The sequence below is a fragment of the Helicobacter suis HS1 genome (assembly GCF_026000295.1).
Lineage (GTDB): Bacteria > Campylobacterota > Campylobacteria > Campylobacterales > Helicobacteraceae > Helicobacter > Helicobacter suis.
Window position 1 is genome coordinate 484,942 of the sequence record NZ_AP026769.1, and the last position, 24,715, is coordinate 509,656.

Here is a 24,715-nt window from a genome sequence, read left to right on the forward strand (position 1 = left end):
TTGATCAGATTTATAAAAACGCCCGATATGAAAATGCCCTTCAATTACACCGCCTAGGTGAAGCGTAGGGGCAAAAATAGCGAAGTTTTAATAGAAAACTGACTAGATAAAAGCCTAATATAAATTTCATAGCCCCATTTTAAAAATAAATCCCCATGGGCTAATAAAAAGAGTTTGTGTTGGCAGGTAAAAGGAATGGGCTGGATTTTTCTAGGATAGATTTGGATATTTTTTAAATAAGAAAGTTGGGTTAATCCAAAATCATGGTTACCCTCAAAATAAAAAAGGGTACTTTTTTGGCTCAGTAGCTCTAATTGCTCCAGAATAGAGATATAAGGCCTGTAACTGCTTTTGACACTGCCTACTAAAATCTGGAAAATATCCCCCATTAAAAAGAGTTGACTGATGGTTACCCTCAAAATAAAAAAGGGTACTTTTTTGGCTCAGTAGCTCTAATTGCTCCAGAATAGAGATATAAGGCCTGTAACTGCTTTTGACACTGCCTACTAAAATCTGGAAAATATCCCCCATTAAAAAGAGTTGACTGGGCGGACTAGCTAGAAGGTGATTTAAAAGGCGGGGAAAGTGGGATAAACCCTCTTGGTGGTGGACATCAGATACAAAAATAGCCCCCTCAAGGACTTCTCTAGCTACTCTCACCCCCCGCCCATAAACTGCAAGCACTCTAAGCGATCGTTTTCTTGTAGTGCTGTATTTTCCCAATTTTCTTTCTTGACTACCTTTTCATTTAGGGCTACTGCACACACATGTTTTTCAATCCCTAGCTGTTTAATAGCCGCATGGACATTTAAAACCTCACCAAACTCTTTAGCCTGCCCATTGACAAACACCTGCATAAGACTCCTTTCTAAAATCTTTTCATAAGCGTACATGCTAGCATAATTGTTTTGTTAAAACTATCACAAAGCCAGTAAAACCCATAGTACACACTTTTTATACGCAAATAAATTTTGCCCATGCTAAAATGGCGTTTTAAACCAACATAAGGAGCTTTTTATGGATAAGCAATTTATCCTTGATCACATGAATAAAAACCATGTTAAAGACATGGAGGCTTTGCTAGCTAAGTTTGGGAATGTTAAGCATGCCCAAGAAGTGCACTGCGTTTTAAACCAACATAAGGAGCTTTTTATGGATAAGCAATTTATCCTTGATCACATGAATAAAAACCATGTTAAAGACATGGAGGCTTTGCTAGCTAAGTTTGGGAATGTTAAGCATGCCCAAGAAGTGCACTTAAAAGAGGCCACCTTTGAGCATATTGAAATTGGCTACAGCGCAGAGGGCAAGCAAGGCAGCTTAAAAATTGACTATCCCTCTAAAGTGAGTGATTTTAATGGGGTTAAAGATGCCATTATTAGTTTATGTACTTCTATTCCACAAACCACAGATCTACACGCCGTACAACAAGATTTAGAAAACTTCCGCGCCGGTTTTAGCAGTGTGTGTATTGCAAGTCTCAATCCAGAAAACCAAGTTGTTTGCTCTTATAGCGCTTTATTAGTAGATGAGGTAGAAGGCCACCCTCAGTTTTACATTTATGTCAGCGAAGTAGCCGAGCATTTTAAGGCTTTTAAGGCCCACCCAGATAATGTAGAAATCATGTTTTTAGAAGATGAAGCTAGCGCTAAATCTCCCATTTTGCGCCGCCGTTTGCGCTATAAAACCCACCTGCATTTCATAGACAGGGGGGCGGAGTTTGATCGTGTCTATGATAGTTTTTTAAATAAGCATGGCAAAGGAAGAGGGTTAGAAACTATCCGCCACATGCAAGATTTTCATTTGATCAAATTAGAATTTATTAAGGGGCGCTTTGTAAAAGGGTTTGGTCAGGCTTATGATGTAGATGCACACGGCAATCTTTCTTATGTCGGAGGCAAGGGTAACCCACACTCTCAAGGTAAGCCCCACGCCCACCACCCTAAACATTAGTTTTAAGCGGCTGGCTTAGTTGTTTTTTAGGCTATCTGTGTTAAAATGCCCACTTGCTTTATGCAAAATCACACACGCCCAACCTTAAAGTGTTAAAAGGGCGTGGAGGCAAACTTTAAGGAGCATTGATGATTACCATGAAAGATTTATTGGAGTGTGGCGTACATTTTGGCCACCAAACAAGGCGTTGGAATCCTAAAACAGCGCGCTTTATCTTTGGGGTGCGTAAAAATATCCACATCATAGATTTACAAAAAACCCTGCGCTATTTCCGCTACACCTATAACATCGTTAGAGACGCTAGCGCTGAGGGTAAAACAATCATGTTTGTGGGCACTAAAAAGCAGGCTAGCGATACTTTAAAAGAATACGCCACTCAGGTCAATGTCCCCTATGTCAATTACCGCTGGCTAGGCGGCATGCTCACTAACCTTAGCACGATTAGAAAATCTGTACGCAAGTTAGAAATCATGGAGGAGATGGAAAATAGCGGGCAAATTGATCTACTCACTAAGAAAGAAAAACTCATGATCTTGCGCAAGAAGGAAAAGCTGGAGAAGTATTTAGGGGGTGTGCGCCATATGAAAAAAATGCCGGATATGATGTTTATTATTGATGTAGTCAAAGAAAAGATCGCCGTTGCTGAAGCTAGAAGGCTAGGTATTCCTATTATCGCCCCCCTAGATACCAACTGCGATCCAGATTTGGTTGACTACCCTATTCCGGGTAATGATGATGCGATTCGCTCCATTGCGTTATTTTGTAAAGAGATGGCAGAGGCCATTACAGAGGGGCGCGAATTAGTGGGCAAAAGCGAGGAAGTGGTAGAGGAAGTGGTAGAGGAAATGATAGCTGCTAGTGGGGCTGAGCAGGAGGAAATTTTAGAGGAAGTGCGTCAGGAACAAGGAGAAAGCCATGAGTAGTGTAAGTGCGGCACAGGTCAAACAGCTTAGAGAAATGACCGATGCGCCGATGATGGATTGTAAAAAGGCTTTAGTAGAATGTGGCGGGGATTTAGAAAAATCGGTGGCATATCTACGAGAAAATGGTTTGAGCAAAGCCATTAAAAAGGCCGATCGCGTGGCAAATGAGGGGGTGATTGCTTTAGATGTAAGCGATAAACAGGCCATTATGTTAGAGATTAATAGTGAAACGGACTTTGTGGCTAAAAACGAGCATTTTAAAGCGCTGGTAGAACAAACCCTTAAACTGGCAAAAGATCAACATGTCTCAAGTGAGGAGGCGCTTTTAAAAGCCTCTTTAAATGGGCAAAGCTATCAGGATTATTTGCACGCTGCTATTGCTAAGATCGGGGAAAATATCGTGGTGAGGCGTTTAGTGCGCATGCAAGCTCAAGATAATGAAGTACTCAACGCCTATTTGCATGCTAACCACCGCGTGGGTGTGGTGGTTAAAATAGCACACCAAAACCCCAAGCACGCCACAGAACTTAAAGAACTAGCCCGCCAAATTGCCATGCACGCGGCTGCAATGAAACCGGTTGTACTCACTTATAAAGCCTTTAGTCCGGAATTTGTAGCCAAAGAAAAAATTGCCTTGTTAGCTGAGATAGAAAAGGAAAATGAGGAGGCAAAACGCTTAGGCAAGCCTTTAAAAACCATGCCTACTTATGTCAGCCGTGTGGAATTAACCCCTGATGTTTTGGCCACACAAGAGGAGGTGTTTAAAGAGGAACTACGCGCCCAGAAAAAACCAGAAAAGATTTTTGAAAAGATTATTCCGGGCAAAATGGAGCGCTTCATTGCAGATAATACCCTTTTAGATCAACGCCTCAGCCTTTTAGGGCAATTTTTTGTGATGGATGAGAAAAAGACGATCCAGCAAATTTTAGAGGAAAAGAGCGCGCAAATGCATGACAAAATAGAAATTGTGGAGTTTGTGCGCTTTGAAGTGGGCGAGGGGATTGAGAAAAAAAGCGAGGATTTTGCAGCTGAAGTGGCCGCACAAATGCAGTAAGGAGAGTTTATGGGGCGCTATCTTTTCACCTCAGAGTCGGTTACAGAAGGGCATCCAGATAAAATGGCCGATCAAATCAGCGATGCCATTTTAGACTACATCATTGAGCGCGATGAGGGGGCGCGGGTGGCGTGTGAAACTTTGTTGGCTAATGGCTTTTGTGTGATCACAGGTGAGCTTAAAACCCGCGTTTATGCTCCGATGCAAGAAATTGCCCGCGGTGTGATTAAAGACATTGGCTATACCGATGCACTTTATGGATTTGATTATAGAAGTGCAGCCGTACTCAATGGCATAGGTGAGCAAAGCCCGGATATTAATCAGGGGGTGGATAGAGCTGATGGCGAAGTAGGCGCTGGTGATCAGGGTTTGATGTTTGGCTATGCTTGTAGCGAGACACAAAATTTTATGCCCCTAGCTATCCATCTTGCCCATGCGATCACCTCAGGCCTAGCTCAAGCTAGAAAAAGCGGGGTTTTGCCCTTTTTAAGACCCGATGGCAAGGCACAAGTAACCGTGCGCTATGAGGGGCATAAACCTATTGGGATTGATACGATCGTGATCTCCACCCAGCACTCCCCAGAGATCGATCAAAAATCCTTAAGAGAGGCTATTATTGAGGAGATTGTGTATAAAGTTTTGCCTCAGGAATTTATCAACGATGATATTAAGTACCACATCAACCCTACAGGTAAATTTGTCATTGGTGGGCCACAAGGCGATGCGGGCTTGACAGGCCGTAAAATTATCGTGGATACTTATGGCGGGAGTTGCCCGCATGGAGGCGGGGCTTTTAGCGGTAAGGACCCTTCAAAGGTGGATAGAAGCGCAGCCTACATGGCACGCTACATCGCTAAAAATCTTGTAGCCAGCGGGGTTTGCATGCGCGCAACAGTACAACTAGCCTATGCCATTGGCATTGTTGATCCCATCTCAGTTTATGTCAACACCCACAACACCAGTTCTTATAGCCCAGAAGTGCTAGAATCTTGCGTGCGCTCTTTGTTTAAACTCACACCAAAGGGTATTATGCAAAGCCTTGATCTATTACGCCCCATTTATAGAAAAACCGCCACTTACGGGCATTTTGGAAGGGAGGGTTTTAGCTGGGAGGCCTTAGACAAGGTGGAGGCGATTCAAGATTTTTTAGGCAAGAGCGTTTGAGGGTTGAGATAGAAAATTATACGAACGAGTAAAAAGCCTAAAGATTTTATAAGTGGGTGTTTGCTTAAAAACAACAAAGCGCCTTATCCCCTGTTGGCGTCTTTGTAAAAAACAACAACCACACCAAAAACCCTTAAGCCTTGACTTACGCGCTTAATTAGAGCAATGAGCCTTTATCTTTAGCCCGTGCATAACCCTGCACTTTTACGCATTTGCTTCCAAGGAAAAACAAATAGCGGGGTAAAGGCCAGCTTTCTAGGGTTACAGTGGTGTTGATAAGCTCTCCTTCGCTCTTACCTAAACTTTTAGCGTAAGCATCAGCTTGATCTTGTGCCTGTTGCATGGCTTCTTTTTTAAGATTTTCTATCCCTTTTTTGCCATAGGGCCAAATAGGCCACATTTTTTGCTTGTTGCAACTATATCCATGAATGGGTTTTACCTGTCCAGTAGTGGGCTGACCCGGATTGATATTAGCAACTTTAGAACAGCCTAAAATCAGAAAGGTGCTAACTATCCCTACCCCACCCCATTTGATCAGAGAAGAACTAAACATAAAAACCCTCAGCATGCCCAAACATAAAAAGCAATAAATTAGCCATGCAGTTCTTGATAATGCTTGGTATATTCTGCTTGCATATACGCCTCTAAGTCTTGATACCAATTTGTACTCAACCCCAACAAGAACCACGCATTCTAGCATGCCCAAACATAAAAAGCAATAAATTAGCCATGCAGTTCTTGATAATGCTTGGTATATTCTGCTTGCATGTACGCCTCTAAGTCTTGATACCAATTTGTACTCAAATCTGGCTCAAAGGCCTTTAAAAGCACCAACGCCCCCTCACCCCTGCCGCGCGTGCCTTCTGGAAAGATCACCAGCGGACGCCCTTGATCTAATTTTTCTTTAGCAACTTTGATCAAGGAGGCTAAACCTCTTCTATCGTCTCGATCAATTAAAATCATTCCAGGGGTTTTAAGCGCATAGCCATGCCTTCTGGAAAGATCACCAGCGGACGCCCTTGATCTAATTTTTCTTTAGCAACTTTGATCAAGGAGGCTAAACCTCTTCTATCGTCTCGATCAATTAAAATCATTCCAGGGGTTTTAAGCGCATAGCCATAATAAGGAATGTCGCCTAGCTCTTTTTTAGCAATCCAGCAAATATTACTAGGGTGATAGGCCTCTAAACAGATAATATCAATGATGCTTTGGTGGTTGAGTACAATTAAACTAGCGCTAGTATCAAATTCGCCTATTATTTCTAGGGGAGAACCCATTAAAAAGAAGAAAGAGCGACACCATTTGCGAGTCTGGCGCGAATTGTTATGTTTGCGGGTAAGAAAATTCATCAAGATAATAAAGCCAAGCCCCAATCCTACCACCAAAAGCGCATAAATCCCGCGTATCTTACTCCACATCTTCTTTTTTCACCCAACCTATTTTTTCATCATTAGTCATGATTTTATAATACTTGGCATGCGAACCGATGATTTTTACATGTAAAACTTGCTGTGGGGTGGCTAGTAAGGTAGAGTTTTCTGTAGGTAAAATTTTAATTTCTGATCGCGCTTTTAAAAGCCCATTGCGGTAAGTAGAAAAGATATTAAATAACAACTGAGGTTGCTTTGTGTATACTCACACTCTCATCAATGGGAATGAGAGAAAAATGCAATTCCTTAAACTGCTCCTCTTGTAAAGAAAAATAATTAAAGGAAAGAGCTTGCATATTTTTAGGCAAATAGGCTTGAGGTTGCTTTGTGTACTCACACTCTCATCAATGGGAATGAGAGAAAAATGCAATTCCTTAAACTGCTCCTCTTGTAAAGAAAAATAATTAAAGGAAAGAGCTTGCATATTTTTAGGCAAAATACAGTAATAAACCCCGCTAGAATGATCTATCCCAAAATGCGTGCTTTCAAACCCCTGTTTGATACTCCCTGCAATTTTAAAATCCTCTAAATTCGCTCCCTTACTTTCTATTTCAAAGACCAAAATATTATGGGTACTATCATACTCTTTAACCTTATAACCTATGATCTTAAAATCACGCGCGACCACTCCGACATAATTAGGGTGCAAGGAGAGATCAACTACTTGTAAGGGGATACTAGGCGCGCTAGAGCTATCTACATAACCTTGATCTTTAACAAAAGCACTCACTTTAAGTTCAGGGATTATCGCTTGAGTTCCTGTTACCTTATAAATGTAGGTTGCACTAAAAGTATCATTGCCTAAAGCTTTCCAAGTGGGCGTAAAATTAAGGCGTTTGAGTTGTTTGGAATCCGGAATTTTAGAGAGTTCAGCGCCTAAGAATTTGGCTTGTGGAAAAAGTAAAAGGCTATATTGCACAGAAACACTCTGCCCCACATATACAGGTTTACTACTCAGTTCTTGCAGGTTTAACACCTTGAGATAAACAACCTTAGCTTTAGGCTCTTCCTCTGCTTGTAAACCTAATAAGAAAACCAAAAACCCTAGAATGTAGCCTATAAAATGCCTCACCCCTATTTTTTTACTTATGAACGCTCTCTTTCTTAGCAGCCATAAGAATATCCCATACCTTGAGAGTGTCAATCGCGACTTTAAGCTGAATATCAGCGTTGATGTCTTTAAGCGTGATTGCCTTTTCCTCTTTATTTTCTTTTTTACCCGGCACCGGTTTTTTATTATCTTTTTTGGTATTTAACTCTTGGAGTTCTTGTTGCAAATGGTGTTTTAAGTCTGCTTCTTTTAAACTAAACTTACTCCCATCTTGAGGCACACTGCCCGGATAAATCAAAATATCTGGTTTGATCCCGACTGCTTGAATAGTACGCCCACTGGGCAAATAATAGCGGGCAATGGTGATTTTAATAGCCTCGTCTCTACCTATAGGGAAAGTGGTTTGTACACTACCCTTACCAAAGGTGTCTTCACCAATGATAATCGCCCTTTTGTGATCTTGCAGTGCACCTGAAACAATCTCGCTTGCACTAGCTGTACCAGCATTGACTAGTACGGCAATGGGCAAGTTAGGATAGGGGGCTCTGCCATTAGCGCGGTATTCAATGTCTTCAGATTTAATACGCCCTTTTTGCGACACAATGATGCCATGTTTGATAAAGAGATTGGAAAGATCAATGGCTTGGTTGAGTAATCCCCCCGGGTTAGAGCGCAAATCTAGTACAATTCCTTGTAAATTTTTAGCCTTGTTAAGTTCGCTAAGTACGCCCTTAACCACATTGCGATCAAAGGAATTAACCCGCACATATAAAAAGTTTGTGCCCTCAATTTTTTTAGCGTGTACGGATTTGATTTTAATGATGTCACGGATCATTTTGATAATAATGGGCTTGGGTTCAGATTTACGCACAATGGTGAGTTCAATAGGGGTTTTAGGCTTGCCTCGCATTAAATTAACAGCATTATCAATACTCATGTTGAGCGTGCTCTCTTGGTTGATCTTTAAAATCACATCTCCAGCTTTGATCCCAGCTTTAAAGGCAGGTGTATCATCTAGGGGGGCAATCACTGTAAGCGCGCCATCGCGGATTCCAACCGTGATACCTAACCCGCCAAACTCACCCTCTGTTTGGGCTCTAAAATCTCTAAATTTTTTAGCCGTTAAATAAGACGAGTGGGCATCTAAATTACTTAAAAGTCCGTCAATGGCCTTATCTACAATATCATTAATGCTCACCTGATCTACATAGTAGCGCTCAATTTGTTCCACCACACTAGAAAATTTCTTTAAAGCATTGAGGCGTTCAGCAGTGGTGGGTTTGCTATTTTTTTTAAAGCTTCTAGCGTGCGTGGGGGTAACTTGAGCCACTTCTTGTTGCAGATTATGGGCTACCAGCCACACGCTTAAAATAGACGACACAACCCCCATCGTAAAATACTTGTTCATCATTTCCCTTATCTAATTATTCGCGTTAAAGCCGCCATTTTATCTAAAAATGCGCGATTTTACAATTTAAACTTTATTTTAGTCTGTATTAAACTCCCGCCCACTATAATCGCTAAAACCCAACCCTTAAGGTTATTATTTGGAGTCTTTGCAACTCTACCAGAGTGTTTTGCATTTTTTTCTTGATCCAACCCAAACTCTTCTCTCTAATTTAGGGACTCAGATTTTAGAGTTGCCACAATTTTCCTTATTTTGTAATCTTTGCATGGTTTTAGCCTTGATGTTATGGGCTTATCAAAGGATACGCACCTTAGATTTTTTTAAGTGGAAAACCCTTTTTAGCCTTGCTTCCTTTGCCCTCTTTTTCACCCTTTTTAATTATGCAATCCACCACCCACAAGATTTTTACACAGAACTTAAACACCTCATCTTTTACCCGGCTAATACTCTAACAGAGCTTATCCATGCAAGTTTAAAGGCATCTGCCTCTGCTTTTAATTTAGAAGAAACCCATTTAGATTTAGAATTTCTGATCAATCAAAATTTCCACACCCTTGTTTTACTCATCAGCCAAATTAAGCCTATTAACTCAGAAACCCTCATTTCTGTTATGCTCATTTTAGCCCTTGTCATATCTCAAGGGATACTTCTTATTTACATTCTAGCTCTAACTGTAATGGTCTCTATTGAACTGTATTTATGGCTAGCTTTGGCTATTTTTATCTTGCCACTTGGATTATTTGGTCTGCGCCTATTAGGGCTTTATTTTAAAAAGTGTTTGGTTTTAAGTTTTTATCAGCCCCTCATCATTCTTATAGCCTTTTATAACGCTAAAATTCTTATTACCCTCATTACAAATATTCCACCCTTGGTTAGCAGATCTAGCCACTATCAGCACAGCTAGTAAAAACTTAGTACTCCAGCACACCCAAAGCGCTTTTTTTAACCAAGAGAATCCCTATTTTTATCAACGGGCTTTTTGGCACAAAATGTTGGTTAGCAGATCTAGCCACTATCAGCACAGCTAGTAAAAACTTAGTACTCCAGCACACCCAAAGCTTTTTTAACCCCTCCACATCTGTAACAAAACACACCATTTTTAACCATCACGCTACACGCCTAACAAGATAAATTCCATGAAATGCAAAAAAGCCCCTGTGCTTTTAAAAATTTAAAGACACAAAAAGCGCTAATTTTAACTTAAGCTTAATCTCAAGTTTCATTTACTTTTTGTTTTCTTTTATAGACTTACATACCCGTGCTGTTTCTCATACAATTATTTTTTAAGGTTAACTTTATTATGAATTCATAAAGTATATTATTTTTTTATCTGGAGTACACCTATGAATAAATGGATTTTAATCCCCCCTGTTCTTGTTACAACTCTCTTTGCTAACCCCCTCTGCCGTCGCCTGATATTTCTTTCTTTTCAAAGACTCTCCATGAAAACCCAGAAGCCCCGAGTGTTAATACTCTAATTTTAAACTTCAAAGATATGTTACAACTCTCTTTGCTAACCCCCTCCCGCCGTCGCCTGATATTTCTTTCTTTTCAAAGACTCTCCATGAAAACCCAGAAGCCCCGAGTGTTAATACTCTAATTTTAAACTTCAAAGATAAATGCAAATCCTGCGCATACGCCACCCCCACGCAACAAAAAGGTTTGGCTTTTTTAGAGGCCTTACTCCCCTTAAATATCCATGATACAAATTTATTAGAACCTCTTAAGCACTTGATTTTTTCTCTAGGTTTTGATCAAAAAATGACCTCTGTTGTACAAACCAGTGTGGCTATGCAATCTGCACTCAAAATTTATACTATCGCTAATGCCCATTTAAGAGCCCTTGATAGACCCCTTTATAGACACTTTACACAGAGCTTTTTAGCTTTTAAAGCTATGCTTTTACCCCAATTCATGCAAATAGCCACCACGCAACTGATTTTCCCCTCTCCTCTCCCCTTTGCAACAAAAACACTCATTGAAAAATTTAAAAGTGTACAAGAGCATATGCAAACCCACCCCAATGATCCTAATCTCAAACAGGCTGTACAATCTCTTGTAGATAGCATCAATTCAGATCATGCTAAGATTCGATCGTATTTGCTTGCCAATACCCTTAAATCTATAGCCCAGAGTTTATCTAATACCCCCTTTGATAATATCTGGTTAGAAACACCTGATTTAACCCTTTATACTAACCACATCTTGCATATTTACCACACCCTTTTAGCCCCCTCTAACCATAGTTTAGAACGGTATTTAGAAACTTTCATGGTAGATAATGCCGATAATTCCCCCCACATCACCCATAAATTAGAGCATGTTTACCATAGCCTAGAAAAACTCAAGAGTCGCTACTCACACCACGCTTGTTTTAGCCATGAACAAGCAATTATCCACGATCAACATAATTTATCCATGATTTTAAGAATTTTATACACCCTAGATCAAAACCCCCAAGTTAATACCACAATTAATAATATTTCAGATGTACTTGCCTGTTTAGAGGCCTATGAAATCGTGCATAACACCCCCTTAGATGCTTTCATCAATAAAATTTTATACGGCGTGCATAAAACGCCCATGCTCTCTTTTGATCTCCCCCATTTTAAACAACTTGAATCCCAAATTTTAGTCTTAAAAAAGGCCTTAAATGTTGACGATCACTTGCAAGCCGAAAAATCTCTAAGAATGTTGGTTTCACAGATTTCTAATTCTTATACCCGTGTGCGTACCTTTGAAACCAAACATGAATCCATTGAAGAGACCAATACCTATTACCGCGCGCTTAGAAGCCAGCTGATTGCCATTAACACCTCTATTCATGGACCAAAGCTTAGTTTTAGTTATTTTTAAACATGCGCTTTAAACCATAAAAAAGGGCTATTAAAAACAAAGCACCCCCGATAAAGCCCACTATCTTAGAAAGCGTGAGGCTAGCAATGAGAAAAGCAAGCATGGCACAGGCAGCCGTAAGGGTGGCATAGGGTAGTTGGGTTAAAAAATGGCTTTGAACTGAACAGCCCGCCCCTGTGGCTGATAGAATGGTTGTATCTGAAATAGGCGAGGCGTGATCGCCATAAACCGCCCCTGATAAAATCGCTGAAACCACTAGCACAATATCACCCCCCACCACACTCACCATTGCTGTACCAATAGGAAGCATGATCGCAAAAGCCCCCCAACTAGTACCCGTGCTAAAGGCAATAAATCCTGAAATTAAAAATAACAGTAAGGGCATGAGTAAAAACACGCCCTGAAAATGTGCAATCAAACTGGCTAAATACAATCCTGTTTGTAAATCATCTCTAATCATAGGACCAATTGCCCAAGCTAATACTAAAATCACAATCGCAGAGGCCATGCTTTTAAAGCCCTGATAGATCAAAGAAAAAAGGCTATTGGGTGGTAGATAGCGCCAAGCTAGAAAGAGACAAAAGATTAAAGAAACAATCCCCCCTACAAAGAGAGAAAGCGCGCTATTAATATGGCCTAAAATGTCTAAAAAATCTTTATGGGTGCCCCCTATATAGCCTGTATAAAACATTAAAATCGTAGTACTCACAAGAAGCATAGCAATGCTTAAGAGCAAAATAGAAAGGGGGGCTTCTTTGAGGGGTTGTAATTTTATATCTTGCACACCTACATTTTGGTATTTTTGCATGGCCGGTAAATTAATTTGCCAAAGAATGGTTAAAAACACAGCTAAAAGCGCAAACCACGCATAATAATTACTCAGCGTACTTTTAAGTAGCAAAGCAAAACCCTCTTTAAGCAAGGGCGAACCCTCATTTTGCATCACCCCCACGATGTAAGCCCCCCAACTAGAAAGCGGCACAAGCAAACACACAGGCGCTGAGGTTGAATCAATAATATAAGCTAAGCGTTCACGGCTTGATTTGTGCGCATCATTTAGGGTTTTACTAATTTGGCCTACAATTAAGGCGTTAAAATAATCATCAATAAAAATCACAATCCCGGCTATAAGTGCAATGCCTTCTGATTGGCGCGCGCTTTGCACATGGTTTTTAGCCCAACGCACAAAAGAATTAATCGCCCCGCTGCTAGCAATGATCTGGCTTAAAATCCCTAGTAGAATTAAAAAGCCAAAGACATATAGGCTATTTAAATTAGGGATTAGGCCTTGTGATTTTTTATGATAAAACACGGCGCTAATCTTTGTGTAAAGATAGATCACAAGGCTAGAGAGATGCCCATCTGTGAGCAATAAAGCGCCTAAAACCATGCCGCTAAAAAGCGCAAGAGCAACTCTACGCGTAAAAATCACCATAGCAATTACAAAAAGAGGCACAAGTAGACTTAAGGGAGAATGTCCCAAGAAATTCCTTAAGAGAATGTGGCCGGGAGAGAGGGATTTGAACCCCCGGAGGTGTTACCCTCAACGGTTTTCAAGACCGCCGCTTTCAACCGCTCAGCCATCTCCCGCTAAGTTTAAAAAGTTAAATTTTGGAGGCGACGCCCGGATTTGAACCGGGGAATCAAGGTTTTGCAGACCCATGCCTTACCACTTGGCTACGTCGCCATGGTGCCCAAAGCCGGACTTGAACCGGCACGGTATTGCTACCGAGGGATTTTAAGTCCCTTGTGTCTACCTATTCCACCACCTGGGCAAACAAACGCGGGCGCTATCCGCCCGGCGTTTTGGAAGCTAGCGATCAGTCGCCTTTGACAATGGTTACATAGTGGCCGTAAAGTCCTAGTATATTTGTTACCTTACGATCCACAGACTTAATGGTTTTAATACCTCCTGCTTGAGCAGCTTTTTCTACCGAACAATCGCCAAAGGCGGCAATGCCAAGAATGCTATGACAAATTGCCTCATCCCTCTTAGAACCACTTTCATTATTTCCCGAAACCGGAAGCGTTACACCCGTAAATAAAATTCCTACAGGGAAAGGTGATGCACAACCACTAACTAAAACGCCCACACACACACACACTTATAAGCTTAGAAACGCGCAACACTAAAAGCCCTTCAAGATGAATTTTGGAGCGGGAAACGGGGATCGAACCCGCGGCCCCGACCTTGGCAAGGTCGTGCTCTACCACTGAGCTATTCCCGCACAATAAAAACGCACATTTTAGCAACATTTACTTAACAAGTCAAGTTAAGCGCGTCTTTAAAAGTTGCTGGGTGTAGGGGTGTTTGGGGTTTTTAAAGATAACATCTACTTGGCCGCTTTCTACTACTTGCCCGCCTTTTACTACAAGAACACGATCGCACATGCTTTCAATGACATCTAAATCATGGCTAATAAAAATATAGCTAAGGCGCATTTTTGCCTGTAACTCTAAAAGCAAATTAAGCACCACCTTTTGTAAACTCTTATCCAAAGCCGATGTGGGCTCGTCCATTAAAACCACTTGTGGGCGGTTGATAATAGCCCGTGCAATGGCTACCCTCTGGCGTTGCCCTCCGCTTAACTCAAAGGGATAACAATCTAAATACTTAGCCTCTAATCCTACCGCTTCTAAACTCTCTATGGCTAAATTTTTATCTAAAGAGTTTGAGCCTTCTAATAAAATATCTTGTACACTCCAGCGGGGGTTTAAAGAGGCATAAGGGTTTTGAAAGACAATTTGTAGAGATTTTCTTAAGGGTCTAAAGGCTTTGGAGTTAAGCAAATGAATAGGCTTATTTAATAAATACATTTCTCCTTGACTTTTAGCAAGTTTTAAAATCCCTAGCGCTAGCGAACTCTTCCCACTACCAGATGCCCCCATGACGCCTAAGGTTTCTTGCGCGTGTAAACTTAAATTAACCCCGCTAATGGCCTGAAAAATGCGATCTTTGCCTAAAAATCTCTTTTTGGTGTAATGCACACTAAAATCTTTAAGGCGCAACACTTCTTGGGTGTTAGGCGGAGTGCTTTTTTTGCTAAGATAGCGCGCGTTTAAAAGTAGCTGTGTGTAGGGGTGTTTGGGGTTTTTAAAGAGTTCTTCTGTTGTGTTGTGCTCACAAATTTTACCCTTTTGCAAGACATAAACAGATTTAGCCACCTGTTTAATCGCCCCTAAATCATGGCTGATAATCAAAATAGCCATTTGGTTTTGCACACTCAAGTACAAGAGTAAATCTAAAATCTGCTTTTGAATCTGCGCGTCTAAAGCGGTGGTGGGTTCATCACAAATTAAAAGCTTAGGGCGATTAATTAGTGCCATAGCCAAAGCCACGCGTTGGTTTTGCCCCCCGCTTAATTCATAAGGGTAGCGGTTAAGTAAATCTAAGGAGAGCCCCACTTGATTGATCACTTCCACAAGGCGGTTATGCGTGCTAGATTTAGAAAGTTTATTGTGTAAAAGAAGCGTTTCTAAAATCTGTTTATGGACTTTATGCAAAGGGTTTAAAGCTGAGAGGGGTTCTTGTGCGATATAGCCAATTTGTGCGCCTCTAATCATTCTTAATATAGAAGTTTTAAGGCTTAATAAATCCACACCCTCAAATATGATTTTTCCATGAGTGGCGCGTATAAAGGGCACAAGCCGTAAAATTAATTGGGCTAGCGAGCTTTTCCCGCTCCCACTCTCCCCTACTAAACCCACCCTTTGCCCGGGCAATACTTCTAAATTAATATCTTTTAAATAGAAATCCTGCCCGATTCTTGCTTCTAAATTTTGAATGCTAAGTAGGGGTCTACTGTCCGCTAAAGGCATCGCGCACCCCCTCCCCGATAAAAACGAGTAAAGAAAGTAAAGTTGCAGTAGCAAAAAACCCAACTAGGGCTAAATGGGGCGCATAGAGGTTATTTCTACCTTGATTGAGCAATTCACCTAAAGAAGCGCTCCCAACAGGCATGCCAAAGCCTAGAAAATCTAAACTCACTAAAGTAGTGATACTCCCTGCCATGACAAAGGGCATATAAGTAATGGTAGCCACAAGAGCATTAGGCAAAATATGATAAAAAATCACGCGCATATCACTCACCCCTAACGCATAAGAGGCCTTGACATAGTCCATATTGCGCCCCCTTAAAAATTCGGTGCGCACCACTTGGGCTAAACTCATCCAGCTAAAGGCCAACACTAATAACAAAAGCCACCAAAAACTAGGGGTAAACATGCTAGAGAGAATGAGCAATAAAAAAAGCATGGGTACAGCGCTCCAAATCTCTAAAAAGCGCTGGCCAAATAAATCAATAAAGCCGCCATAATAGCCCTGCAAAGCCCCCAAAGCCACGCCTAAAAACACGCTACACACGCTTAAAATCAGCCCAAATAAAATAGAAATGCGGTAACCATAAACTAGCCGTGCTAACACATCGCGGGCTTGATCGTCTGTACCTAAAAGGTGTTTAAGACTTGGGGGAGTGGGAGCGCTTTGTTTAAGATCCATAATAATGGTGTTATAAGAATAGGGCACTAAGGGCCAGATTACAAAGGCATTTTTAAGAAGGTGTTCTTTGACATAAGGGTCTGTGTAGTCGGTGGTGGTGTAAAAATCCCCGCCAAAGGTGGTTTCAGGGTAATCTTTAAAAAGAGGAAAATAGCTTTTGTGATCTTTATAGATAAAAAGGGGTTTATCGTTGATCCAAAGCTCAGCACTACAAGAGAGCAAAAAAAGCAAACTAAAAATAATAAACGAATAAAGTGCCCGCTTATTAGCACAAAAAGCTTTAAGCCGTCTTTGAGAAAGAGAGGTCATGGATTAATTTTAGGCAAAGTGATGCCTTGTTGTCCTTGGTATTTGCCTTGTTTGTCTTTATAACTAGTAGCACAGACACTATCGCCTTGTAAAAAGATCACCTGCGCGATGCCCTCATTGGCATAAACTTTAGCCGGTAAAGAAGTGGTGTTAGAAATTTCGATAGTAATATACCCCTCAAACTCCGGCTCAAAGGGTGTAACATTGACAATAATCCCACAGCGCGCATAAGTACTTTTACCTAAACAAATGGCTAGTACATCTTTAGGCATGCGGATATACTCTATGCTATGGGCTAGCGCAAAGGCATTAGGTGGGATAGTGATAAAAGTTTGGGTGTGGATACTTTGGACTAAGCGCGGATCAAAGTTTTTAGGATCAACCACTCCTTTTTGTTGCTCAAAGAGCATAAACTCCGTACCCACGCGTATATCATAGCCATAACTACTTAGCCCATAACTCACCATGCCCTTACTCACTTGATTCTCACAAAAGGGCTTAATCATGGCATGCTCTAGACTCATCTTTTTAATCCAAGTATCGGCCTTCAAACCCATATAAACCTCCAAAATCCCCATTATAGCACAGCGATTTAAGCATTTTAGGGCTAAAATGTGTATCAATTCTGAAAGGCTTTGGATGCAATCGCTTTATAACCTGACTTTTGAAGAATTACAAACCTACGCCGCTGATCACCATTTTAAACCCTTTGTGGCTAAACAAATTTTTGCTTGGCTTTACCAGCGCTATGCCACCTCTTTTGATCAAATGCACAATCTACCTAAATCTTTAAAAACAACCCTGCAGAGGGATTTTTGTATCCAGAATTTAAAGTTATTGGTTAAAGAATGTAGCCAAGATAAAAGTGAAAAATGTTTATTTGCCACCCACGATCAGCATAGCTTTGAAAGCGTGTTTATGGTGATGAAGGAAAAACAAATAGGGGATAAGGGGCAGATTTTAGCACAGGAAAAACTCACTTTTTGTTTGAGTTCACAGATTGGTTGTAAGGTGGGCTGTGTGTTTTGCGCCACAGCTAAGGGGGGATTTGTGCGCAATTTAAAAGCGGGTGAAATTGTAGAGCAGGTGGTGGCTTTAAAGCGCATGCATTCGCTAGAGCCTACTAAGGGGATTAATTTAGTGTTTATGGGCATGGGCGAACCTTTGCATAATTTTGAGCAGGTGGTGCGCTCTCTTAAGATTTTAAGCCACCCACATGGGCTTAATATTTCCCCCCGTCGCATCACCCTTTCAACAAGCGGCGTTGTGCCTATGATGGATATTTTAGGGGCACTTAATTTGGGTGTACAACTGGCTATTTCTTTACATGCGGTAAATGATGAATTGCGCTCTAAACTCATGCCCATTAATAAAACCTACAATATCCAAGAGTTAATAAAGGCCGCAAGGCGCTTTCCTATAGATGCGCGTAAACGGCTGATGTTTGAATATCTGGTGATTAAAGATTATAACGACGGGCTAGAGCATGCAAAAGCTTTGCTTAGATTGCTCAATGGGTTGCGATCTAAAATTAATCTTATCCCTTATAACCCTACCACTCATTCTAAGTTTGAGCGCCCCGATTTAGAAAAAGTTAAGCAGTTTGCAGACTTTCTTAACCAAAGGGGTTTACTTTGCACAATGCGCCTCTCAAAGGGTTTAGACATTAGCGCAGCCTGTGGACAGCTTAGAGAAAAAACGCGCGGGATTAGTGGGGCGTAGCATTTTTAGAGATGCGTTTTTTAGAGGCCATTCAGTGTTATGGATTTTGGCAAAGTTTTAAATAAATAGATTTTAGGGTGGTTTAGATTAATCTATGCGATCGTTTAGAATGATTTTATGAAAATAAATAATTCATTATCCATTGGACAAGCTAGTAAAGTCTTAGGTGTTACTATCTTTCACCCTCCCCCCATTCCACCGCAAGCCCCTATTTAAGGGGCTTAACCATTTCCCTAAACCTCCCGATTTAGCCTAACTTTAGCACATTGGCACACATTCGGCACTCTTATAACTTTAACGCTTTTGATCATAGCTATTTAAAGCCAACTTGTCAAGCCTCTCTAAGGCCTTTGTTTCTTAGGCTAGTGAGGCGTTTTTGGCTTTTGTGTGGCTCTGCGTGGCTGTATTAATCTAGTTTGGCTATATTTTTAAGCGCGCTAGCGCCACCTATGTAACCCTTAAATCTAGCTAATTTAAGCTATTTTTAAAGAGCGCCTTTTTTCTCTTTTTTTGGTTTCAATTATTCGTTATGCTAACCTTAACCCTTTATTACTTTACTCAATCTAGCTATATTGCACTGAACAATACAATTATTAAGGCTATTTGCATGACTAATTTTAGGGCAGTGTTGCAGCGCTTGAAGTCTACTCCAGTAGTGAGCAAAAATTCTAAATCTGAAGCAGGCACTCTAGGAGAGTTCAAAGTTTATGATGAACAGGGGCAGGAAGTGCTAAGCCTTTATAGCATGGAGAACTTCGGAACGCCCACAGATAGCGCTAACCTTGATAAGCCAATTATCCCTCGCCTATATACTTTGCAATGGGCAAATAGTTCTGTTTGTGTCCCACCACTCTACCGCAAAGCCCATAAATTAGGTCTAAACAAGGCTATTTGGCTACATGATCCTAATAATCCTAGATTTGCCGATCGCCGTATTATGATCCATGTTGGCAATAATGCTCTTGATACTCTAGGCTGTATTTTGCTAGGCACTGGCTATAACGAACAAACAGGCCAGATCACTAACTCTACTAAGGCCGTTGAGCAGTTTTATAACTTTTGCGATACGCATGGCATTTCTAATATTGTCCTAGAAGTTAGAGGTTTAAAGTCTAATGCCTAAGTCCAATATTTTTAAAATGCTCTCAATTGGTGTTGTAAGTGTAGGTCTAACTCTCAGTATTGCCCAAAATATCCATTACTTTTTACTCTATAATACCAGTATTGAAGCCCTTACTGCCTGTGCAGTCCAGCCCGATAAAACTTTAACGAATTATCCGGCTAGAATGGATTTGATCGATGCCTTAAGCAATCACCCTAACAACAATACAATCGCTTCTAAAGTGCTAAGTGATTTGATCAAGCAAGCAAAGGCTTATGGGATTACTAAATCCATGTTGATTGATGAGCTTACTAAGAAGCTTGATTAATGGATTTTATTGCTAGCGCGCTCAAGCTCCAACAATACGCCGAACTCTTGCCTATTGGGCTAATTGGCATTGTAGGGGGCACTCTAAATTACTTTAGTAGTGGGAGTAAAGGCCTGAAACACGCGTTTAAGTTTGCCTGTGTGAGTGGCTTTATTAGTCTATGCGTGTTTACCATGCTTAGCGCTACCGATCTGCCATACATGGCCAAAGTCGGATTTAGTGCCAGTGTGGGCTACTTTGGGATTGATAAGGCTATTGAGGTGGTAAAAAATATTCTTAGTATCCGTAAGTAGTCAAGTAGTCTCATGACAAAACAATCTCTTAAATTGCATTCTAAGCCCTTAGCTAACCAATTGCCATACATATACTATCAAAGGCCTTAGAGAGGCCTTAGAATGGATTTTTGCAACTTGACAGGTTGGTAAAAAATAGCTATGATAAAAGGCGTTAAGGTTATAGGTGTGCCTTAGACTTGTGCCATGTGTGCTAAATGAGGGTGAATAGAGGAGGTTTAGGGAAGTGGTTAAGCCCCTTAAATAGGGGCTTGCGGTGGAATGGGGGGGGGTATGAAAGATAGACTTTGTTTTTCTCACATCTAATAGGGGGCACATATTCGCATTGTTTGTTATTCTTAGAGGATGAGGGGGATGTGTAATATTCTACTTCAAAATTAGTAGTTTCTAGGATACCTTGATCCCTATAATCTTTGATCTTTCTCTCAAACGCTTCTGGTAACTCTGCGCTAGAGAGCGTGGCGATGATGAAAATAAATTGAATTTCTATAAAATTGGCGATCAACTTGCTAATAAACGGTAGATAAACTACTTTTTCATAATACGCTACGAGTGCATCTACTTTTTGATCTTGTAGCTTAGTGATTTGTATTGCCATGCCTACCCTTTTATTAAATACCAAAAACCCGCGTAAAGATTTGATCTGCTACGAGTGCATCTACTTTTTGATCTTGTAGCTTAGTGATTTGTATTGCCATGCCTACCCTTTTATTAAATACCAAAAACCCGCGTAAAGATTTGATCTGTATTTTTCAGATAATAGCTAGTATCAAAACACTCTTCTAAAAAGCTACGATCAACTTTTTCTAGGCGGGGGTCTTTTAAAAGCGTGTGTAAAAAGCAATCTGGGGTGTGTTTGCCTTGTTGTAAACTTTTCCAAACTTTAGCGGCGTTTTCTTGAATGATAGTATAACTCTGCTCTTTGCTAAAACCTAGTTTAGGCAACTCTAACAAAAGCCGCTGTGAAAAAATCAACCCCCCCGTTTTTTCTAAATTTTGTTGCATATTCTCCGGATAAACCACCAAATTTTTTAAAAGTGTTGTGAGGCGATCAAGCATAAAATCTGTTGTGGTGAAAATATCGGGGAAAATGAATCGTTCTACTGAACTATGGCTAATATCGCGCTCATGCCAGAGTGCGACACTCTCCATCATAGGCATGCAATACCCGCGAATCACACGGCAAAGCCCGGTAATATTCTCACTAAGTACCGGATTGCGTTTATGTGGCATGGCTGAACTGCCCTTTTGCCCCTTGCTAAAATATTCCTCTGCCTCATAAACTTCTGTGCGTTGGTAGTGGCGGATATTAATCACAACTTTCTCACAACTGCTAGCCAGTAGTGCTATAGCATTGATCATTTTAGCGTGGCGATCCCTAGAAATCACTTGGTTTGTAATGGGGGCAACTTTAAGGCCTAATGAGGTACAGGTAATTTCCTCTAACTCTAAGGGGATATGCGCCAAATTACCCATTGCACCACTGATCATACCAACCCCAACCTCCTCTAGCACAACTTTTAAAGACTGCATATGCCGCCACATTTCATCAAACCACAGCGCCCACACTAGCCCAAAAGAGAGAGGCTCACCGTGGATACCATGGCTTCTACCAATAATAAGTGTGTCTTTAAATTCGTAAGCTCGCTTTTTAAGCACAGCTAAAAGCGCGTCTAAATCTTTCAAGATAATTTTAAGGCTTTCTTGTAACAGCAAGGCTAGGGCTGTATCAATACAATCGCTAGAGGTGATGCCATAGTGGAAAAACCGCGCTTCATCGCCTAGATTCTCACATACAGCATTAATAAAAGCTATCACATCGTGTTTTGTAGTCTGTTCTAGGGTGTGGATACGCTCCAGACTAAACCATGCCTTTTGGATTTTTTCACAATCCACAGCACTCATCAAACCTAGTTGATACCACGCGCTAGCAACGGCTTTTTCAACCTTTAGATAAGTATCAAATTTGTTTCGTAAACTCCACAAGGCTAACATCCCCTCCCTAGAATAGCGATCAAGCATTTAAACCTTAGCTTCTTCGCGTCGCTGTAAGTACTCCCAACGGGTATCTACATCTTTTTGTAAGGCTTCAATAATGTGTTCGTTTTCTTTTTTAAACAAATGGGCAAATCGTTTTTGCACGCCCAAATAATCGCGCACAGGCAAAATATTACGCGGGCGGTAGGTGATTTTTAATTCTGTGCCATGGAAAATTTCAAAGAGGGGGAAAATCAGACAATCCACCGCTAAATCTGTCATTTCAATGGCCAAAGAGGAATGGTATCTCCACTCAGTAGGACAGGGGCTTAGCGCGTTAATAAAACATGGACCCTCTGTATCTAGCGCGGTTTTAATTTTCTTATTCATGTCTTTCCACTTGTTGGGGGCAAGTTGAGCGGTGTAGGGAATGCCATGAGCGGCCATGATTAGGGGTAGATCTTTTTTGCGCTCTTTCTTTCCAAAACTGACTTTACCTGCGGGGGTGGTACTTGTGCTCGCTCCCATAGGCGTACTCCCACTCCTTTGCCCACCGGTATTAGCGTAGTTTTCATTATCCAAACAAATATAAGTCATGTCATGCCCGCGTTCTAAACAACCGCTGATAAATTGAAACCCAATATCATAAGATGCGCCATCGCCTCCAAAAGCGACAAATTTAGGCCGTTGCCCTGTATATTTGCCTTTTCTAGCTAGAGCTTTATACATGCTTTCTGCGCCACATACAGCCGTAGAGCTATTTTCAAAACCTACATGAATCCAAGGTACATCCCAAGAAGTGTGGGGATAAACCGCTGAGCACACTTCTAAACAGCCCGTAGAATTACCCAGCACAATAGGCCCATCTACGGCGTTGAGTACCTCGCGTATAATGATGCCATGCCCACAACCCGGACAAAGAAGGTGTGAGCCTTCAAACTTTTCAGCCGCTTGGCTAAAACTCTTAAGTGTCTTAACTTCTTTAACCATGTTTTCTCCTTTTTAGAAATAAGACAATTCAGGACCATTAAGTCCGATAAATTGTTGCGTGGGGTGGGTAAGACCCCCTTTTTTAGCGTCTTGTACTAACGCCTCAAAGATAGAATCTAAATTAGCTTGGGTTAAATCCCTACCACCTAGCCCATAAATATAATTGCTTAATACGGGGTGTTTGGAGCCGGGGGCTTGGTATAAACTAGCTGCAATCTCATTAAAGAGCGCACCTAGTGCACCAGAAGGGGAGCTTTTATCCATTACAGCCACTGCTTTAGCATTTTTAAGCGCACCGGCAAGCAATTCAAAGGGGAAGGGGCGTAATAAATGCGTAGTTACTACACCGGCTTTAACCCCTTTCTCACGGGCTTTTTTAGCCGCCACGATAGCAGACTCATAGGTAGTGCCTAGAGCAAAAATAACCACTTCAGCATCTTCTATTCCAAAGGTTTCAATGAGATTATACTGGCGACCGGTGATCTTGGCAAAATTGCCAAAAATTTCTTCTAAAACGCTGCTAGAGTGCATAATGGCATGGTGGAGCTTAGCTTTGTGTTCAAAATGCCACTCCTCTTCTGCCTGTGCCCCATAGCTAACGGGTTTATCAAAGTCTAACATAGAATGCACACTCAGATAATCCCCCACAAATTTATAAGCAACCGCATCGCTTAATGGGCGTACATTTTGCACGGTGTGGGAGGATAAAAATCCGTCTTGGTGCACCATGACAGGTACGCGCACTTCTGCATGTTCGGCTAGTTTAAAGGCCATGAGCGTAAAATCATAGACTTCTTGGGGATTACAGGTACAAAGACTAATCCAACCGCTATCACGCCCTAAATACATATCTGAGTGATCACAGTGGATATTAAGCGGAGAGGCTAGGGCGCGATTAGCCACATTCAGCACAATAGGCAAGCGCATGCCAGAGGCTTGATAAAGCACCTCTACCATTAGAGCAAAACCTTGTGAACTAGTAGCTGTACTCACCCGCCCCCCAGCCGCAGCAGCCCCCACACACGCACTCATAGCCGCATGCTCAGATTCAACTAGTACAAACTCGCCATCAATATAACCATTATCTTTAAACGAGCCGTAGTTTTGGATAATGGGGGTAGAGGGGGTGATAGGATAAGCTGCTACGACATCAACTTGGGCTTGGCGCAAAGCATGCGCGCTAGCGGTACAACCATCCCAAGCCTCTACGGCATTCATTTGGTAACTAGAAGCCATTATAACCCCCTTCTGTGCGGTAACTTTTCTTTTTAATGCCCGGTGTTTTCTCCGGCCACTTAGTAAGCGCCTCTTCTAGGGGTTCAAGATTATCAAACATGAGCAAAGATTTAGGATTAGTAGGGCACACATCTACACACACGCCACAACCCTTGCAATGTTCATAATCTATCCCACTCATTTTACCCTCACGAGATAGAATGGACGCATCCGGGCAATAAACCCAGCAATTAAAACAGTTAATGCAAACCTCTTTGTTGTGCACGGGCTTTTCTACACGCCAATTTGCTACGCTAGCTGTAAAAGAACTTTCTTGGGTGTAGTTGCGTGTATCATTATGTTTACTTAATTCCTCTTGCCCTTCTTTTTCAAAGGGAAACAGTACGCCACCGATTGCAAATTCTTGCCAATTATTCATGGG

At 41.3% G+C, this 24,715-nt stretch carries 26 protein-coding genes, 4 tRNA genes and 1 pseudogene; 10 read left to right on the forward strand and 21 right to left on the reverse strand.

Annotated elements, in window-relative coordinates:
• Positions 1–53: 53 nt before the first annotated feature.
• Positions 54–419 carry a metallophosphoesterase family protein gene (locus tag OO773_RS02665; protein ID WP_264828660.1) on the reverse strand — a complete coding sequence of 122 codons (366 nt, stop codon included), beginning with the start codon at positions 417–419 and terminating at the stop codon, positions 54–56.
• Between the two features lie 237 nt (positions 420–656).
• The gene (gene thiS / locus OO773_RS02670; RefSeq protein ID WP_034376126.1) at positions 657–857 is read right to left on the reverse strand and encodes a sulfur carrier protein ThiS; all 201 of its coding nucleotides are present in this window, start codon (positions 855–857) and stop codon (positions 657–659) included.
• Between the two features lie 295 nt (positions 858–1,152).
• On the opposite strand from thiS, the gene OO773_RS02675 reads away from it, so the two are divergent.
• The 4 genes from OO773_RS02675 (at position 1,153) to metK (ending at position 5,094) form a co-directional block, all read left to right on the forward strand.
• Positions 1,153–1,953 carry a HugZ family heme oxygenase gene (locus OO773_RS02675; protein WP_006564769.1) on the forward strand — a complete coding sequence of 267 codons (801 nt, stop codon included), beginning with the start codon at positions 1,153–1,155 and terminating at the stop codon, positions 1,951–1,953.
• Between the two features lie 128 nt (positions 1,954–2,081).
• Positions 2,082–2,876, forward strand: a complete 795-nt coding sequence (rpsB, locus tag OO773_RS02680; protein ID WP_176485319.1) for a 30S ribosomal protein S2 — start codon at positions 2,082–2,084, stop codon at positions 2,874–2,876.
• The gene (tsf, locus tag OO773_RS02685) at positions 2,869–3,930 is read left to right on the forward strand and encodes a translation elongation factor Ts (RefSeq protein WP_006564771.1); all 1,062 of its coding nucleotides are present in this window, start codon (positions 2,869–2,871) and stop codon (positions 3,928–3,930) included. Before rpsB ends, tsf begins: the two co-directional genes overlap by 8 nt.
• Positions 3,931–3,939: 9 nt before the next feature.
• Positions 3,940–5,094: a methionine adenosyltransferase gene (metK, locus tag OO773_RS02690; RefSeq protein WP_006564772.1), complete on the forward strand. Its 1,155-nt coding sequence runs from the start codon at positions 3,940–3,942 to the stop codon at positions 5,092–5,094.
• 157 nt (positions 5,095–5,251) lie between these two features.
• On the opposite strand, the gene OO773_RS02695 is transcribed toward metK, so the two are convergent.
• From OO773_RS02695 to OO773_RS02715, 5 genes and pseudogenes are all read right to left on the reverse strand, one after another.
• Positions 5,252–5,647 (reverse strand): SIMPL domain-containing protein, encoded by a 396-nt coding sequence (locus OO773_RS02695; RefSeq protein WP_232087169.1) that lies wholly within the window; start codon positions 5,645–5,647, stop codon positions 5,252–5,254.
• Between the two features lie 170 nt (positions 5,648–5,817).
• A pseudogene (locus tag OO773_RS02700) lies at positions 5,818–6,512 on the reverse strand (1-acyl-sn-glycerol-3-phosphate acyltransferase).
• Positions 6,502–6,708: a hypothetical protein gene (locus OO773_RS02705; RefSeq protein ID WP_264828661.1), complete on the reverse strand. Its 207-nt coding sequence runs from the start codon at positions 6,706–6,708 to the stop codon at positions 6,502–6,504. The pseudogene OO773_RS02700 and the gene OO773_RS02705 overlap by 11 nt, the downstream one beginning before the upstream one ends.
• A 21-nt stretch (positions 6,709–6,729) precedes the next feature.
• Positions 6,730–7,563: an SH3 domain-containing protein gene (locus OO773_RS02710; RefSeq protein WP_264828662.1), complete on the reverse strand. Its 834-nt coding sequence runs from the start codon at positions 7,561–7,563 to the stop codon at positions 6,730–6,732.
• A 43-nt stretch (positions 7,564–7,606) separates the two neighbouring features.
• Positions 7,607–8,983 carry a S41 family peptidase gene (locus OO773_RS02715; protein WP_073115439.1) on the reverse strand — a complete coding sequence of 459 codons (1,377 nt, stop codon included), beginning with the start codon at positions 8,981–8,983 and terminating at the stop codon, positions 7,607–7,609.
• A gap of 139 nt (positions 8,984–9,122) precedes the next feature.
• Between OO773_RS02715 and OO773_RS02720 the strand changes: the two genes are divergently transcribed.
• Together OO773_RS02720 and OO773_RS02725 are read left to right on the forward strand one after the other, a co-directional pair.
• Positions 9,123–9,887, forward strand: coding sequence for a hypothetical protein (locus OO773_RS02720; RefSeq protein WP_264828663.1), 765 nt, complete (start codon positions 9,123–9,125; stop codon positions 9,885–9,887).
• A 758-nt stretch (positions 9,888–10,645) separates the two neighbouring features.
• Positions 10,646–11,839, forward strand: a complete 1,194-nt coding sequence (locus tag OO773_RS02725; RefSeq protein WP_264828664.1) for a hypothetical protein — start codon at positions 10,646–10,648, stop codon at positions 11,837–11,839.
• Here the strand turns inward: OO773_RS02725 and OO773_RS02730 are convergent.
• From OO773_RS02730 to dcd, 9 genes are all read right to left on the reverse strand, one after another.
• Positions 11,826–13,322: a Na+/H+ antiporter NhaC family protein gene (locus OO773_RS02730; protein WP_034376132.1), complete on the reverse strand. Its 1,497-nt coding sequence runs from the start codon at positions 13,320–13,322 to the stop codon at positions 11,826–11,828. The two genes, OO773_RS02725 and OO773_RS02730, sit on opposite strands and share 14 nt — an antisense overlap.
• 19 nt (positions 13,323–13,341) lie before the next feature.
• Positions 13,342–13,429, reverse strand: a tRNA-Ser gene (locus OO773_RS02735).
• A gap of 22 nt (positions 13,430–13,451) precedes the next feature.
• Positions 13,452–13,526: transfer RNA gene (locus OO773_RS02740), tRNA-Cys, on the reverse strand.
• A 1-nt stretch (position 13,527) separates the two neighbouring features.
• A tRNA-Leu gene (locus tag OO773_RS02745) sits at positions 13,528–13,614 on the reverse strand.
• A gap of 45 nt (positions 13,615–13,659) precedes the next feature.
• Entirely contained in the window at positions 13,660–13,938 is a 279-nt protein-coding gene (locus OO773_RS02750; RefSeq protein WP_034376135.1) for a TRL-like family protein, read from the reverse strand.
• Positions 13,939–13,992: 54 nt separating this feature from the next.
• Positions 13,993–14,067: transfer RNA gene (locus OO773_RS02755), tRNA-Gly, on the reverse strand.
• Positions 14,068–14,107: 40 nt separating this feature from the next.
• Complete coding sequence (locus OO773_RS02760; protein ID WP_176485321.1) at positions 14,108–15,658, reverse strand: dipeptide ABC transporter ATP-binding protein; 1,551 nt, start codon at positions 15,656–15,658, stop codon at positions 14,108–14,110.
• Positions 15,639–16,646 carry an ABC transporter permease gene (locus tag OO773_RS02765; RefSeq protein WP_006564777.1) on the reverse strand — a complete coding sequence of 336 codons (1,008 nt, stop codon included), beginning with the start codon at positions 16,644–16,646 and terminating at the stop codon, positions 15,639–15,641. Before OO773_RS02765 ends, OO773_RS02760 begins: the two co-directional genes overlap by 20 nt.
• The gene (gene dcd, locus OO773_RS02770; RefSeq protein ID WP_006564778.1) at positions 16,643–17,203 is read right to left on the reverse strand and encodes a dCTP deaminase; all 561 of its coding nucleotides are present in this window, start codon (positions 17,201–17,203) and stop codon (positions 16,643–16,645) included. The genes OO773_RS02765 and dcd overlap by 4 nt, the downstream gene beginning before the upstream one ends.
• A gap of 13 nt (positions 17,204–17,216) precedes the next feature.
• Between dcd and rlmN the strand changes: the two genes are divergently transcribed.
• The 4 genes from rlmN (at position 17,217) to OO773_RS02790 (ending at position 20,091) form a co-directional block, all read left to right on the forward strand.
• Positions 17,217–18,368 carry a 23S rRNA (adenine(2503)-C(2))-methyltransferase RlmN gene (gene rlmN / locus OO773_RS02775; RefSeq protein WP_006564779.1) on the forward strand — a complete coding sequence of 384 codons (1,152 nt, stop codon included), beginning with the start codon at positions 17,217–17,219 and terminating at the stop codon, positions 18,366–18,368.
• A gap of 607 nt (positions 18,369–18,975) precedes the next feature.
• The gene (locus OO773_RS02780; RefSeq protein ID WP_073115444.1) at positions 18,976–19,491 is read left to right on the forward strand and encodes a DUF5675 family protein; all 516 of its coding nucleotides are present in this window, start codon (positions 18,976–18,978) and stop codon (positions 19,489–19,491) included.
• The gene (locus tag OO773_RS02785; RefSeq protein WP_040499162.1) at positions 19,484–19,798 is read left to right on the forward strand and encodes a hypothetical protein; all 315 of its coding nucleotides are present in this window, start codon (positions 19,484–19,486) and stop codon (positions 19,796–19,798) included. The genes OO773_RS02780 and OO773_RS02785 overlap by 8 nt, the downstream gene beginning before the upstream one ends.
• Positions 19,798–20,091 (forward strand): phage holin family protein, encoded by a 294-nt coding sequence (locus OO773_RS02790; protein WP_040499161.1) that lies wholly within the window; start codon positions 19,798–19,800, stop codon positions 20,089–20,091. The genes OO773_RS02785 and OO773_RS02790 overlap by 1 nt, the downstream gene beginning before the upstream one ends.
• Positions 20,092–20,284: 193 nt before the next feature.
• Here the strand turns inward: OO773_RS02790 and OO773_RS02795 are convergent, their stop codons facing one another.
• The 5 genes from OO773_RS02795 to OO773_RS02815 form a co-directional block, all read right to left on the reverse strand.
• Positions 20,285–20,689 carry a hypothetical protein gene (locus tag OO773_RS02795; RefSeq protein ID WP_264828665.1) on the reverse strand — a complete coding sequence of 135 codons (405 nt, stop codon included), beginning with the start codon at positions 20,687–20,689 and terminating at the stop codon, positions 20,285–20,287.
• A gap of 113 nt (positions 20,690–20,802) precedes the next feature.
• On the reverse strand, positions 20,803–22,113 hold the full coding sequence (gene purB / locus OO773_RS02800; RefSeq protein WP_006565035.1) for an adenylosuccinate lyase: 1,311 nt from the start codon (positions 22,111–22,113) through the stop codon (positions 20,803–20,805).
• Positions 22,114–23,058, reverse strand: a complete 945-nt coding sequence (locus OO773_RS02805) for a thiamine pyrophosphate-dependent enzyme (RefSeq protein ID WP_006564686.1) — start codon at positions 23,056–23,058, stop codon at positions 22,114–22,116.
• Positions 23,059–23,070: 12 nt separating this feature from the next.
• Positions 23,071–24,294 carry a 2-oxoacid:ferredoxin oxidoreductase subunit alpha gene (locus OO773_RS02810; RefSeq protein ID WP_040499245.1) on the reverse strand — a complete coding sequence of 408 codons (1,224 nt, stop codon included), beginning with the start codon at positions 24,292–24,294 and terminating at the stop codon, positions 23,071–23,073.
• Positions 24,284–24,712: a 4Fe-4S dicluster domain-containing protein gene (locus tag OO773_RS02815; protein WP_006564684.1), complete on the reverse strand. Its 429-nt coding sequence runs from the start codon at positions 24,710–24,712 to the stop codon at positions 24,284–24,286. The genes OO773_RS02810 and OO773_RS02815 overlap by 11 nt, the downstream gene beginning before the upstream one ends.
• Positions 24,713–24,715: the final 3 nt, after the last annotated feature.

What these genes read in the sequence shown, in the direction of transcription:
- thiS (WP_034376126.1), bottom strand. Translation starts at nt 857, where the DNA reads ATGCAGGTGTTTGTCAATGGGCAGGCTAAAGAGTTTGGTGAGGTTTTA.
- OO773_RS02675 (WP_006564769.1), top strand. Translation starts at nt 1,153, where the DNA reads ATGGATAAGCAATTTATCCTTGATCACATGAATAAAAACCATGTTAAA.
- rpsB (WP_176485319.1), top strand. Translation starts at nt 2,082, where the DNA reads ATGATTACCATGAAAGATTTATTGGAGTGTGGCGTACATTTTGGCCAC.
- tsf (WP_006564771.1), top strand. Translation starts at nt 2,869, where the DNA reads ATGAGTAGTGTAAGTGCGGCACAGGTCAAACAGCTTAGAGAAATGACC.
- metK (WP_006564772.1), top strand. Translation starts at nt 3,940, where the DNA reads ATGGGGCGCTATCTTTTCACCTCAGAGTCGGTTACAGAAGGGCATCCA.
- OO773_RS02695 (WP_232087169.1), bottom strand. Translation starts at nt 5,647, where the DNA reads ATGTTTAGTTCTTCTCTGATCAAATGGGGTGGGGTAGGGATAGTTAGC.
- OO773_RS02715 (WP_073115439.1), bottom strand. Translation starts at nt 8,983, where the DNA reads ATGAACAAGTATTTTACGATGGGGGTTGTGTCGTCTATTTTAAGCGTG.
- OO773_RS02760 (WP_176485321.1), bottom strand. Translation starts at nt 15,658, where the DNA reads ATGCCTTTAGCGGACAGTAGACCCCTACTTAGCATTCAAAATTTAGAA.
- OO773_RS02765 (WP_006564777.1), bottom strand. Translation starts at nt 16,646, where the DNA reads ATGACCTCTCTTTCTCAAAGACGGCTTAAAGCTTTTTGTGCTAATAAG.
- dcd (WP_006564778.1), bottom strand. Translation starts at nt 17,203, where the DNA reads ATGGGTTTGAAGGCCGATACTTGGATTAAAAAGATGAGTCTAGAGCAT.
- OO773_RS02780 (WP_073115444.1), top strand. Translation starts at nt 18,976, where the DNA reads ATGACTAATTTTAGGGCAGTGTTGCAGCGCTTGAAGTCTACTCCAGTA.
- OO773_RS02785 (WP_040499162.1), top strand. Translation starts at nt 19,484, where the DNA reads ATGCCTAAGTCCAATATTTTTAAAATGCTCTCAATTGGTGTTGTAAGT.
- OO773_RS02790 (WP_040499161.1), top strand. Translation starts at nt 19,798, where the DNA reads ATGGATTTTATTGCTAGCGCGCTCAAGCTCCAACAATACGCCGAACTC.
- OO773_RS02795 (WP_264828665.1), bottom strand. Translation starts at nt 20,689, where the DNA reads ATGGCAATACAAATCACTAAGCTACAAGATCAAAAAGTAGATGCACTC.
- purB (WP_006565035.1), bottom strand. Translation starts at nt 22,113, where the DNA reads ATGCTTGATCGCTATTCTAGGGAGGGGATGTTAGCCTTGTGGAGTTTA.
- OO773_RS02805 (WP_006564686.1), bottom strand. Translation starts at nt 23,058, where the DNA reads ATGGTTAAAGAAGTTAAGACACTTAAGAGTTTTAGCCAAGCGGCTGAA.
- OO773_RS02810 (WP_040499245.1), bottom strand. Translation starts at nt 24,294, where the DNA reads ATGGCTTCTAGTTACCAAATGAATGCCGTAGAGGCTTGGGATGGTTGT.
- OO773_RS02815 (WP_006564684.1), bottom strand. Translation starts at nt 24,712, where the DNA reads ATGAATAATTGGCAAGAATTTGCAATCGGTGGCGTACTGTTTCCCTTT.